The 12,068-nt window shown below is 38.1% G+C and carries 14 protein-coding genes; 7 read left to right on the top strand and 7 right to left on the bottom strand.

All coding sequences use genetic code 11. The features are described from left to right. Positions 1-27: 27 nt before the first annotated feature. On the bottom strand, positions 28-540 hold the full coding sequence (locus ACO1O5_RS08375) for a GNAT family N-acetyltransferase (RefSeq protein ID WP_486269391.1): 513 nt from the start codon (positions 538-540) through the stop codon (positions 28-30). A gap of 6 nt (positions 541-546) precedes the next feature. Continuing rightward, complete coding sequence (locus tag ACO1O5_RS08370; RefSeq protein ID WP_486269390.1) at positions 547-2,133, bottom strand: peptide chain release factor 3; 1,587 nt, start codon at positions 2,131-2,133, stop codon at positions 547-549. 113 nt (positions 2,134-2,246) lie between these two features. On the opposite strand from ACO1O5_RS08370, the gene ACO1O5_RS08365 reads away from it, so the two are divergent. From ACO1O5_RS08365 to ACO1O5_RS08340, 6 genes are all read left to right on the top strand, one after another. Then, positions 2,247-3,401, top strand: a complete 1,155-nt coding sequence (locus ACO1O5_RS08365) for an acyl-CoA dehydrogenase (RefSeq protein ID WP_486269389.1) — start codon at positions 2,247-2,249, stop codon at positions 3,399-3,401. Positions 3,402-3,488: 87 nt separating this feature from the next. Further along, a complete protein-coding gene (locus ACO1O5_RS08360; RefSeq protein WP_486269388.1) occupies positions 3,489-4,154 on the top strand; it encodes a YggS family pyridoxal phosphate-dependent enzyme in 666 nt (221 codons plus the stop codon). 76 nt (positions 4,155-4,230) lie between these two features. Then, the gene (locus ACO1O5_RS08355; RefSeq protein WP_486269387.1) at positions 4,231-5,115 is read left to right on the top strand and encodes a hypothetical protein; all 885 of its coding nucleotides are present in this window, start codon (positions 4,231-4,233) and stop codon (positions 5,113-5,115) included. 56 nt (positions 5,116-5,171) lie between these two features. Beyond that, on the top strand, positions 5,172-5,501 hold the full coding sequence (locus ACO1O5_RS08350) for a type II toxin-antitoxin system HigB family toxin (RefSeq protein WP_486269386.1): 330 nt from the start codon (positions 5,172-5,174) through the stop codon (positions 5,499-5,501). A gap of 1 nt (position 5,502) precedes the next feature. Next, positions 5,503-5,859, top strand: a complete 357-nt coding sequence (locus ACO1O5_RS08345) for a helix-turn-helix domain-containing protein (RefSeq protein ID WP_486269385.1) — start codon at positions 5,503-5,505, stop codon at positions 5,857-5,859. A 238-nt stretch (positions 5,860-6,097) separates the two neighbouring features. After that, the gene (locus tag ACO1O5_RS08340; RefSeq protein ID WP_486269384.1) at positions 6,098-7,390 is read left to right on the top strand and encodes a bifunctional folylpolyglutamate synthase/dihydrofolate synthase; all 1,293 of its coding nucleotides are present in this window, start codon (positions 6,098-6,100) and stop codon (positions 7,388-7,390) included. Between the two features lie 29 nt (positions 7,391-7,419). On the opposite strand, the gene ACO1O5_RS08335 is transcribed toward ACO1O5_RS08340, so the two are convergent. The 5 genes from ACO1O5_RS08335 to fbp all read right to left on the bottom strand — a co-directional run bounded on the left by ACO1O5_RS08335 (position 7,420) and on the right by fbp (position 11,314). After that, positions 7,420-7,959, bottom strand: coding sequence for an NUDIX hydrolase (locus ACO1O5_RS08335; protein ID WP_486269383.1), 540 nt, complete (start codon positions 7,957-7,959; stop codon positions 7,420-7,422). Positions 7,960-8,110: 151 nt separating this feature from the next. Next, entirely contained in the window at positions 8,111-8,665 is a 555-nt protein-coding gene (locus ACO1O5_RS08330) for a YfiT family bacillithiol transferase (RefSeq protein ID WP_486269382.1), read from the bottom strand. A gap of 11 nt (positions 8,666-8,676) precedes the next feature. Continuing rightward, positions 8,677-9,384, bottom strand: coding sequence for a BamJ family beta-barrel-assembly machinery protein (gene bamJ, locus ACO1O5_RS08325; RefSeq protein WP_486269381.1), 708 nt, complete (start codon positions 9,382-9,384; stop codon positions 8,677-8,679). A 59-nt stretch (positions 9,385-9,443) separates the two neighbouring features. Beyond that, the gene (locus ACO1O5_RS08320) at positions 9,444-10,202 is read right to left on the bottom strand and encodes an ABC transporter ATP-binding protein (protein ID WP_486269380.1); all 759 of its coding nucleotides are present in this window, start codon (positions 10,200-10,202) and stop codon (positions 9,444-9,446) included. Positions 10,203-10,300: 98 nt separating this feature from the next. After that, on the bottom strand, positions 10,301-11,314 hold the full coding sequence (gene fbp, locus ACO1O5_RS08315; RefSeq protein WP_486269379.1) for a class 1 fructose-bisphosphatase: 1,014 nt from the start codon (positions 11,312-11,314) through the stop codon (positions 10,301-10,303). A 206-nt stretch (positions 11,315-11,520) separates the two neighbouring features. Here fbp and ACO1O5_RS08310 point away from each other — a divergent pair. Beyond that, a partial coding sequence (locus ACO1O5_RS08310; protein ID WP_486269378.1) for an amino acid kinase family protein occupies positions 11,521-12,068 on the top strand: 548 nt, incomplete at its 3' end.

Raw genomic sequence — 12,068 nt, 5'->3', positions numbered from 1 at the left:
GGAACAGTAACCTTGCTTAGGTGATCATTATAAGACTAATATGTCTTCTTTTAAAATACCAAATAAATTCATCTCTCTGCCATTCTCGACAAAATTTTCTTCAGGCTGAAAACCACACTTCAACAAGACATTTTTTGAATTCTCGTTAGACAATTCTGTAATGGCGGAGATTGATAAAAACCTGTCTTGTTCAAACAACCAGGCAATGCTTTCTTTAATGATCTCGGTGGCGTATCCTTTATTCCATTCTTCTTTAATTAGTGAATATCCTATTTCCACTCCTTCCTTTTTATTATCCTTCCTGAAAAGAAGTAGACCAATAAATTTATCGCTGCATTTCTCAACAATAAAATACCTCCCGAAAGGAAAATGGGTATTGTAAAGATTTAATTGATTTTCAAAAATCTGTCGCGTTTCTTCTAATGTAAGTTTCGGCGAAATAAATTCCTTGAGAGCAGGATCATTGTATAGTTCATGCAGTGCACCTAAATCATGTAGCTGCCACCTTGTGACATATAACCTTTTTGTTTCGAATATCATTAAACGTTATTTATGAATTTCACTCGTAAAATGAAATTCAATCTCGGGATTGTTGGTTCGCTCGGTATTGAGAAACCATTCGCTTTGTGCAAGGTAAACCAAATGCCCATCTTTATCCTCAGCTATATTGGAAGATTTAAATCTAATAAATTCATCCAGCTTTTTTGGATTTTTTGAAGTGAGCCAGCATGCTTTATAAAAGGGAAGTGAATTTAATTGAACGGAGGCGCTGTATTCATTCAACAGACGATATTGAATTACTTCAAACTGTAGTTCACCCACACAACCAATAATCTTCTTATTTCCGCCAAACTGTGTAAACAATTGCGCTACGCCTTCATCGGTAAGTTGTAACAAACCTTTTTCAAGCTGCTTGGTTTTTAATGGATCTTTATTAACAACTTCTTTAAATATTTCCGGCGAGAAAGATGGAATACCGGTATAATAATAATTTTCGCCTTCAGTTAGCGTGTCTCCTATCTTAAAACTACCCGTGTCAAACAAGCCAATAACATCACCGGGAAAAGCTGCATCTATCACATCTTTATCTCTTGCCAAAAAGCTGTAAGGATTACTAAACCTAACGTTCTTGTCCAAACGCACATGATGAAAATATTTGTTACGTTCAAATTTACCGGCGCAGACTCTTAAAAAAGCAATCCTGTCCCTGTGTCTTGGGTCGAGGTTCGCATGTATCTTAAATATGAAACCGCTAAACTTATCTTCGGCAGGTTCTACTATTCTTGTTGTAACTGCCCTATGCTGCGGCAGCGGCGCAATTTGAATAAATGTTTCCAGCAATTCTTTAACACCGAAATTATTAATAGCGCTTCCAAAAAAAACGGGAGCAACCTTTCCTTTTAAATAAGGCTCTTTATCAAACTCTCCATACACGCCTTCTATCAATTCCACATCCTCCCTCAATTGCGCAGCATCTTTCTCTCCTATTCTTTTTACCAAAATATCATCATTCAAATTTTCCAATGGCAGATAATCTTCTTCTGTTGCTTTTTGATTTGGGTTAAATAATAAGAGGCTTTTTTCATACAAATTATAAACTCCTTTAAAATCTCTGCCCATATTTATCGGCCAGCTTAATGGGTGTAAATGAATTTTTAATTCAAGTTCAATTTCATCCAGGAGATCAAATGGATTTTTCCCATCACGATCCAATTTATTTACAAAAACAATAACAGGAGTGTCTCTCATTCTACAGACTTCCATTAATCTTTTTGTTTGCTCCTCAACACCTTTCACGCAATCAATTACCAAAACAACGCTATCAACGGCCGTCAAAGTGCGATAGGTATCCTCAGCAAAATCTTTGTGGCCGGGAGTATCCAAAAGATTTACCAAAGTATTTTTATATTCAAAGCTCATTACCGAAGTAGCAACAGAAATACCACGTTGTCTTTCTATTTCCATAAAGTCGGAGGTAGCGTGCTTTTTAATCTTATTGCTTTTTACAGCACCTGCCGTTTGAATGGCACCTCCAAATAATAAAAATTTTTCAGTAAGCGTTGTCTTTCCCGCATCCGGGTGAGAGATAATTGCAAACGTTCTGCGCTTCTGTATTTCATTCAAATATTTCATAAAGTGCGCAAAGGTAACAATGAATCACGAGTTATGAATAGTGAATTATATGTTGCCCTGTTATCACGCAATTATCATTTGCCCAACGTATTTTTGTATTACAAATTTTTATTATGGAATTTAAGTTAACTGAAGAACAGGAAATGATACGCCAGGCCGCAAAAGACTTTGCAATTAACGAATGCTTACCGGGAGTGATTGAACGAGATGAGCAACAAAAATTTCCCCGCGAACAAGTAATGAAATTGGCGGAATTGGGTTTTATGGGTATGATGATCAGCCCGGATTATGGCGGCTCAGGTTTAGATGCCATAAGTTATGTACTGGCCATGGAAGAGGTCAGTAAAGTGGATGCGAGCACTAGTGTATGTATGAGCGTTAATAACAGTTTGGTTTGTTATGGCATAGAAGCTTTTGGCACAGAAGAGCAAAAGAAAAAATATTTATCTCCGCTTGCGCAGGGCCTTAAAGACGGCGAATTATATATTGGAGCTTTTTTACTAAGTGAGCCGGAAGCCGGAAGCGACGCCACTTCGCAAAGGACTATTGCCGTCGAGAAAGATGATCATTACGTTATAAATGGCGTTAAAAACTGGATAACCAATGGCAACAGCGCTTCGGTATATCTTGTATTTGCACAGACAGATGTTGCAAAAGGTAGCCGCGGAATCAACGTGTTTATTGTTGAAAAAAATTCACCCGGCATTACAGTGGGTGCCAAAGAAAATAAATTAGGAATTCGCGGCAGTGACACACACAGTATTTCGTTTACGGATGTAAAAGTCCCGAAAGAAAATCGAATTGGGAAAGATGGATTCGGTTTTAAGTTTGCAATGATGACATTATCAGGAGGCCGCATTGGTATTGCTTCCCAGGCATTGGGGCTGGCTTCAGGAGCACTGGAAAGATCCATTGCTTATTCAAAAGAAAGAAAAGCTTTCGGTACACAAATTAAGAATCACCAGGTTATTCAGTTTAAAATCGCCGATATGGCAACAAGAGTAGAGGCTGCCCGGCTGTTATGTTTCAGGGCTGCATGGCAAAAAGATAAGGGAGAAGATTATACTGAAAGCGCGGCCATGGCAAAAGTTTTTGCAAGTGAAACTGCGATGTGGGCTACGACAGAAGCTGTTCAGATACATGGCGGTTATGGTTATGTAAAGGAATATCACGTGGAAAGAATGATGCGTGATGCAAAAATCACCCAGATATACGAAGGCACCAGCGAAGTGCAGCGCATTGTTATCAGCCGTGGAATTTTGAAATGACAAACCCAACAGGTTTTACTGCACAATTTAAATTGTTATTTCGTTTTGATGGATTATTAACCTGTTTATATTGAACTTCGTCTAATCATGCCTGTAAATTTTGAAGCCTACAATACTATCTTAGAAGAATTAAAAGCCAAAAACGCAACATTGGTGGCAGTTTCTAAAACAAAGCCTGTTGAAGAAATACTGGAATTATATCACCTTGGCCAAAGAGATTTTGGAGAAAACTACGTTCAGGAACTGACTGACAAATGCGAACAGCTTCCAAAAGATATCCGCTGGCATTTTATCGGCCATCTTCAATCGAATAAAGTAAAATACATCGCCCCATTTGTATCTTTAATACATGGTGTCGATAGTAAAAAATTATTAATAGAAATAAATAAGCAGGCAAACAAAATAAACCGGGTCGTCGATTGCCTGCTGCAAATTCACGTCGCAAAAGAAGAAACCAAATTTGGCCTGGATGAAAATGAATTGAAAGAATTATTTGACACGGATTTCACGGATTATAAAAATATACGAATTAAAGGATTGATGGGAATAGCATCTTTCACGGATGACATGAAAAAAGTGAGGGCTGAATTTAGAATGCTGAAATCTTTGTTTGACAGATATTCAACATTGTCAATGGTCAATGGTCAATGGTCAATCCTCAGCATGGGCATGAGCGCCGATTACAAAATAGCTGTTGAGGAAGGTAGTAACATGGTTAGAATAGGAAGTTTGCTATTTGGAATAAGAGTCTAATCCCAATCTTTTAACATTTACGATAACAGAACTTTTTTACAATGGCATAAATTTGAATCTGAATAAAAAAATTTAAGTGCAAACTGCAACAATCAATCATCATTTCGAAGCTGAAAAAAACAGGAAGGCTTTACTGTATACATTGTGCATTGTTGGCCTTTTCCTGATCATTGCTATATTTTATACATGGCCTTTGTTAATCCCTCCAACTCCCCCTGTGCAGGATTTAATTGATGTAAACCTGGGAAACGAACAGGAAGGCATGGGCGACGTGCAGCCACTTGTGAAAGGAGACAGAGCGCCGGATAATCAAAGCATGCCATCGCACCAAAAAGCCGCCAGGGTAACGGAAGAGCCTACACGAAATGTTCAGGCAGATGAGAATAACGATGATAAAGAAGCGGCTCCTGTTACCAAAGTAGAGAAGCCAAGGGAAGATGCCAAAGAAATAAATAAGCCCAGCACCGAAAAAACAACTAAAAAAATAAATCCATCACCAGTCGTAAATCCAAATCCTGCACCGCCAAAACCAAAACTTCCCCTGTATAAAGGAGGCACGGGCAATGGCGGCAATGGCGCCACAGAAGACAATGGATATAGGAACCAGGGCTACAAACCCGGCAATGGTGATGCAGGTAGCCCGGATGGCAAACCTGATGCTTATGGGAATTCACCCGGTGGCAGAAGTGGTGTAAGCGTAGTTCGTGGACTTTCAGGCCGAAGAATTATCCATTTCCCTAACATGACGGATGACTTTAACGAAAACGCCAAAGTATATGTTGACATAAAAGTTGACGCCAGCGGTAAGGTTGTCGATGCAGGAATAGCACGTGGAACCACCACCTCAAATAGTTCTCTGCGAAGCATTGCAATAGATAAAGCAAAACAATTAAAGTTTCCCCCAAGCCAGCAGGATGTTGAAAGCGGCACGATCCTTTTTGTATTTGTTTTGAAAAGCTAAAACTTTCGAGTTTCTAAAAGTTTTCATTTTGAAAACTTTTAACTACCTTTAATTCCTTGAATATAATAGTAAAAAGGTCGATTCTTTTTTATATCGATAAATATAAGGGGGCAAGAATACCGTTATTAACGTGGTATAATGAATTCTTAAAACAGGAATTTCACAATTTTAATGAATTAAAATCTGTTTATGGAAACGCAAGCATTGTAGCCAATAATAGAGTTATATTTAATATTAAGGGAAATGATTTTCGTTTGATTGTCTCTGTAAATTTTAATCAATTGGCAGCTTACATTATATGGTTCGGTACACATAAAGAGTATGATAGAATTGATGCGGAAACTATTGAATTTGATACAAGCATTTTAAATTATAAAAACAAATAGCATGCAGTGGAAAGTACTAAAGACGGAAGCAGCATATAGAAAAGCGATCAAAAGAACTTTATCTATTTTTCAGGCGAAAGAAAATACCTCTGAATCTCATGAACTGGCTTTATTATTGGTTTTGATTAAGGATTATGAGGATAAAAATATTCCCTTGCCTGAAATTGATCCCATAGAAGTTATCAAATTAAAAATGGAGGAACGAGGTATAAAGCCAAAAGACCTGGAGCCTATAATTGGCTCAAAGGGACATGTTTCCTCCATACTTGCAGGAAGGCGTGACATCACATTAAAGATGGCGCAAAGACTAAAAGATTATTTTCAGTTACCTGCTGAAATATTTTTGCATTCAGCTTAGCAAGCCACTCCCAAATTTCGATCATTGGCGTTAGTTCTAAAGCTATGTGTTTGCCTAAATACGCTCACTATTCAGAAAGCGAACATGACGCAGAAATTAAAAGTAAATAAGTGATAGGACACGAAAAGTAGTTATGTCGAAAGTATGTTTTCGTAAAATCAAATGGATACCAGAAATTCCTAAACAGAAAACTTTTATATCGGTAATTTATCCCAATCGGTAATTATATTTGCTCCCCATGAATTACGAGCAAACAATACATTATCTCTACAACAAACTTCCCCTCTTTAGCAGCATCGGCATTAAAGCATATAAAGCCGATTTAAATAACACCATTGCACTCTGTAATTATCTCGGGAACCCGGAAAATAAAATAAAAAGCATTCATATTGCGGGAACTAACGGAAAAGGCTCAACGAGCCATATGCTCGCCGCAATATTTCAGCAAAATGGCTATAGAACGGGCTTATACACTTCCCCTCATTTGAAAGATTTCCGCGAAAGAATTAAGCTGAATGGTCAGATGATCCCACAGGATTTTGTAATTGATTTTGTCGAAAAGACGAAAGCATTTTCTGAGGGAATAAATCCGTCATTTTTCGAAGTCACTTTTGTAATGGCGCTTGAATATTTTGCTGACCAAAAAGTGGATATCGCCATAATCGAAACCGGCCTTGGCGGCAGGCTTGACAGCACAAATGTTATCACTCCCGAAGTTTCGATTATTACTAATATTGGATTTGACCACATGGATATTTTGGGTGACACACTTTCGAAAATTGCAGGAGAAAAGGCGGGTATCATTAAACAGCGAATACCGGTAGTTATCGGTGAAACAACTGCTGAAACCAAAACAATTTTCACGGATAAAGCAAAAGAAAAAGATGCGCGGATATTTTTTGCTGAAGAGCAATATGAAATTATTGCAGCAACTCCGGCAAACGAATTATTGCAGGTTCAAATGCTTCATAACGCTGACACACAAACGAATACCTACGAACTTGATCTTACAGGTTTTTACCAGGCAAAAAATTTACGAACGGTTCTGACTTCTGTTGATGCGATAAAAAATACCTTTTCATTACAACAGCAAAATATTAAATCGGCATTAAGCCATGTAAAAAATAGCACCGGCTTGCATGGCCGATGGGAGGTTATACGCCGGAACCCGACTGTAGTTTTAGATGTGGCGCATAATGTTGATGGAATACAACAGGTAATTAACCAGGTTAAAAATACCTTTTATGAAAACCTGCATATTGTGTTTGGTATGGTAAAAGATAAAGAGATAGAAAAGGTGCTCGAAATATTGCCAAAAAATGCTTCCTATTATTTTACTAAAGCGCAAACACCACGTGCTTTACCGGAAAGCGAATTGTTGCAAAGAGCACTAAAATTCAATTTAAAAGGATCATCGTACGCTGAAGTAAATAGGGCTTTGAAAGCTGCTATGGATAATGCATCTGAAGAAGATATGATTATTGTGTGTGGCAGCGTGTTTGTTGTGGGCGAAGTAAATTTGATTGCATAATTGGTATGTGACTATCGTCCATTTACCTTTTATATCGCTCCCATTTTTCTCAACGCATAAAAGATACAATTAGCGTGAAGCGATTGAACAATTTTATTATCAAGAAACAGTTTTTTTAACTCATCAAAAGGAATCGTAACAACCTCAATATCCTCATTGGGATCTAAATTTTGAACGCCGGTTTCTTTTCCACCTTTCGCCAAAAAAAAGCATGTATAATTATTGAGCACACCGGGATTTGCAGCAGCTATTCCTACCTGTTCAACAGATGTAAACTCATAGCCTGTTTCTTCCATCAATTCCCTTGCCATGGCTATTTCGGGTAATTCGTTTTCATCAATGAATCCGCCTGGTAATTCAAGCAACACTTCTTCAACCGGATGCCTGTATTGTTTTATCATCACGGCTTTCCCGTCTTCAGTAATTGCAAGGGCACATGCTGTCTTCGGTAATTCCACCACAAAATATTCGGGAATAATCTTTCCCTCGGGAGTTATGCATTTATCTTTTCTTGCAGTAAAATATTTGTGTCTTGTTATGTATTCTGAAGATAAAGTTTTCCATTTCATACAGAGCAGTTTATTACACAAATTATAAGACACGAATTACACGAAGTCCCATACCAGGGACTCTATTACATGCTAACCACCTAAAGTAAACAAAAGTAACGCCTCTAACTTATTACCTTTCATATTTCACCTCTCCTCTTTCATCTGAACTTTAATCCCATTTCATTCGTTCCCTGAGTTTTGTGATATGTGCTGTGTGATGAAGACCGTGCCACGAATACGTCTTTAATAAAGACCATAAGGTCATTGTCTTCTTTCTCTCCGGGTGATATACAGTACGGTGCCATTGGTTTTCCGACATATTATTCATCAGTTCGTACCAACGCGTATGCAAAGCATGAAGTAAAGTGAGAGACACATTGATCGGTAAATTTTTCGTATCGGGTAACAAGGCCCAGGCTTCCTGATCGTAGGGTTTTATAGTAGGATTGTCTTCCGTTAATCCAAGTTTAAAACGAATATAGGCATTCATATGGCTGTCGGCAATATGATGAATAAGTTGGTGAACTGTCCATCCGCCGGGCCGGTAAGGCGTATCAAGTTGTTCAGCATTTAAATTCTGGATCGCGAACTCCAACATGGCAGGAAGCATTTTAATATCGCTCAATAACTTAAATTTCAGAGCGTTACCATACAGATCATTATAGGTAAGTCCTTCTTCTTCAGTGCCGATAGGATAACTTAAATGATGTTCTTCGTTTGCCATAAAACAGATTATTATTTATGTACAATATCCAGCAATTCAACTGTAAATACCAGGGCCGCACCGCCAGGTATTGCGCCACCGGCTCCGCGATCTCCATAACCTAAATCGGAGGGAATGTACAATTTCCATTTGCTTCCCACCGGCATTAATTGTAAGGCTTCGGTCCAGCCACGTATAACGCCTCCTACCGGTATGGTAAGCGGTTCTCCTCTTTTGTAGGAATTATCAAATTCTTTGCCATCAATCAATGCGCCGATATAATTGGCTTTAACGGTATCTGTCGCCGTCGGTATTGGCCCGGTTCCCGCTGTAAGTATCTCATATTGCAAACCGTCCGGCAGCGTAATTACGCCGGTACGTTTTTTATTTTCTTCTAAAAATTTTGCTCCGGCAGCTTTTTCTGCATTTGTTTTTGCCATCATAAATTCCTGTAATTTATTTTGTATAGTCATGTTACATTGTTCAGGTGAAATTAAAAGTGTTTTGTTATTGTAAACGTCTTCATAAGCTTTTTTAACCATAGCAGGGTTTATATTTTCTGCTCCCTGGGCTTTGTAATATTCAGCAGTTTGAACACCCATTGCATAACTGAGGCTGTCCAACGTACTAAGTTTGGCGAGTTCTACAGGTTTTTTTGCAACTGTTTTTGTCGCGGGCTTTTTAGTTTGTGCATAGGAAACTGAAATTAGTATTGGTAAAACAAAGAGTATTTTTTTCATTGAGGCTTGTTTAAATTTTTAAGTTTGGCAAAGTAACGGATTTGCGGCATTAATATTTCTTAATCTTCTCTGAAATCTTTTCCGGTAAGATGAATAAACACGTCTTCAAGATTGGCAGACTTGGTAACCTTTGGCCGCTCAAAACCGGACTCAACAAGGTCATCAATTAATTTATCAGGAGATTGAAGTGCAATTATTTTTCCCTCATCCATAATAGCAACGCGGTCGCAAAGTTGTTCGGCTTCATCCATATAATGCGTCGTAATAATAACGGTAGTTCCTTTGTCTCTAATCTGCTTTATCAGTTCCCACAAGTTACGCCGTGCCTGCGGATCAAGGCCGGTGGTAGGCTCATCCAAAAAAATTATCTTTGGTTGGTTTATTAACGTAGTGGCAATTGAAAAACGCTGCTTTTGTCCACCACTCATTTCTTTATATTTATTCTTTGCCTTGTCTTTGAGATTAACCATTTCCAGTAACTTCATAGAGTCGGTGCTGGTATTATATAATCCGCAAAAAAGATCAATCAATTCAAGAAGATTCAAGCCTGGATAAAAACCCGATGTTTGCAATTGTACACCAATAATTTTTTTTATTTTATCCGGTGATTTATCAAGGTCTAGGCCATCAACAATAACTTTTCCTGAAGTTTTATCGCGAAGTGTTTCTATAATCTCAAGGGTCGTAGACTTACCAGCCCCGTTAGGTCCGAGCAATCCAAATATCTCGCCTGAATAAACATCAAAAGAAATTCCTTTTACAGCTTCAAACTTGCCGTAATTCTTTTTAAGATCTTTAACTGAAATAATTACTTCCATTTGTTGTTCTTGCTTTGTATGATACGAATATTAAAACATTTTCAATTTATGTTGATTATTGACTATTGACCAGTCACCTTTAACCTACCTGCCATCACCTAAATACTCACCCCAAGGCATTCTTCCAACTCGGCCATCATCAAGGCACTTCCTATATATAAAGAAGTTCTCTCATGCAATTCAGTTGGATGCTTTTCCAGTATTCTCTGCGTGCCATCGGTAGCCTTCCCGCCGGCACGCTCTACTATATAGGCAAGAGGATTACACTCGTATAACAAGCGCAGCTTTCCCTTTGGTTTTGCGGGTGTAACGGGATACATAAAAATTCCTCCTTTTATTAAATTACGATGTATATCCGACACCATACTCCCAATATATCTTTGCGTGTAAGGGCCGCCGTTAGACTTATTTTTTCGCTGGCAAATATCAATATACTTTTTTACCTCCTCAGTGTAAAGGAAAAAGTTTCCGTGATTTACTGAGTATATTCTCCCATTTTCCGGGCAATGAATATCCGGATGGCTCAGGCAAAACTCGCCTATTGAAGGATCTAATGTAAACCCGTTGACCCCTCTTTTTGTAGCATATACCAGGATAGTAGAGGATCCGTAAATAATATAACCTGCCGCTACCTGCCGCATTCCTGGCTGCAGAAAATCTTTTATTGTTAAGGAAGTTCCGGTTTCACTCACGCGGCGATAGACGCTGAAAATTGTTCCGATAGATACATTGACATCTATGTTAGTGCTGCCATCCAGCGGATCGAACATGCAAATGTATTTTGAAGCCCGGCTGACTTCATTGTCAAAAATGACTACATCATCCAGTTCTTCGCTGGCAATACCAGCACAACTTATTCCATGTCTCAATACTCGTGTAAACTGGTCGTTGGCAAATTCATCTAACTTTTTCACCTCTTCTCCCTGTACATTCACGTCGCCCGTATCGCCCAAAATATCGACAAGCCCTGCTTTATTTACTTCTACGTTTACTCTTTTTGCAGCAAGGCCTATATCTCTTAAAAGTCCGGCCAGTTCACCGGTGGCTTTAGGAAATGCCCGCATCTCCCTAATAGTGAATTCATCCAAGGTTAGTACCTGCCTGTTAACCATAGCTTATGCCGGATTTATTTTTTTAAAGGAAACAAAAATAGTTCAATTAATCAATTCACCTTGTTTATATAATGCGTGGATACTCCTTTTTTTATGAATAATTAGTGTGTTGATTTTCATATTTTAAATTAATCGCTAACAGATAAAAAATTTAAATAACATTAAGAATTCATTTTACTTTGCTACCCTAAAAGAAAATCGTTGTTATGAAGGTGTTTAAATTTGGAGGTGCCAGTATAAATAGTTTTCAACGAATCCAAAATCTTGCTACGATTCTAAAAGGCTATGAAGATGACAAGATTTTGATTGTGATTTCAGCAATGGGAAAAATTACTAATGCGCTGGAAAAAGTTGTGGAAGCTTTTTACGCAGGGAGAAAAGAAGACGCATTGCAACTTTTCGACAAGATCAAACAGAATCATTTAACGTTATTAAAATATGCTGTTACTCAGCAATGGGAAGCAGCTACCAACGATTTGCTAAATTTTTTTACAGAAGTAGAATGGTTGCTGCACGATAAGCCCGTAAAGGATTACAACTATTATTATGACCAGGTGGTATGTGCTGGTGAGCTTTTATCAAGCACCATAGTAAGCTATTATTTAAATGAAGAAAAGGTGTCCAACAAATGGATCGATGTCAGGGATTTGCTTCGCACAGATGATACTTTCAGGGATGCGATTATTGACTGGGAGGTTTCTGAAAAAAATATCAAAGAAAAAATTCTTCCACTATTTGAAGAAACTAATTTAAT

The organism is Ginsengibacter sp. (genome assembly GCF_057362405.1).
Note: the sequence above shows the minus strand (reverse complement) of the source record. Positions and strands in the feature narration are given on the sequence as shown.

Bases quoted from the DNA above. Each gene is read 5' to 3' on its own strand.
- ACO1O5_RS08375 (WP_486269391.1), bottom strand. From the start codon at position 540: ATGATATTCGAAACAAAAAGGTTATATGTCACAAGGTGGCAGCTACAT.
- ACO1O5_RS08370 (WP_486269390.1), bottom strand. From the start codon at position 2,133: ATGAAATATTTGAATGAAATACAGAAGCGCAGAACGTTTGCAATTATC.
- ACO1O5_RS08365 (WP_486269389.1), top strand. From the start codon at position 2,247: ATGGAATTTAAGTTAACTGAAGAACAGGAAATGATACGCCAGGCCGCA.
- ACO1O5_RS08360 (WP_486269388.1), top strand. From the start codon at position 3,489: ATGCCTGTAAATTTTGAAGCCTACAATACTATCTTAGAAGAATTAAAA.
- ACO1O5_RS08345 (WP_486269385.1), top strand. From the start codon at position 5,503: ATGCAGTGGAAAGTACTAAAGACGGAAGCAGCATATAGAAAAGCGATC.
- ACO1O5_RS08340 (WP_486269384.1), top strand. From the start codon at position 6,098: ATGAATTACGAGCAAACAATACATTATCTCTACAACAAACTTCCCCTC.
- ACO1O5_RS08335 (WP_486269383.1), bottom strand. From the start codon at position 7,959: ATGAAATGGAAAACTTTATCTTCAGAATACATAACAAGACACAAATAT.
- ACO1O5_RS08330 (WP_486269382.1), bottom strand. From the start codon at position 8,665: ATGGCAAACGAAGAACATCATTTAAGTTATCCTATCGGCACTGAAGAA.
- bamJ (WP_486269381.1), bottom strand. From the start codon at position 9,384: ATGAAAAAAATACTCTTTGTTTTACCAATACTAATTTCAGTTTCCTAT.
- ACO1O5_RS08320 (WP_486269380.1), bottom strand. From the start codon at position 10,202: ATGGAAGTAATTATTTCAGTTAAAGATCTTAAAAAGAATTACGGCAAG.
- fbp (WP_486269379.1), bottom strand. From the start codon at position 11,314: ATGGTTAACAGGCAGGTACTAACCTTGGATGAATTCACTATTAGGGAG.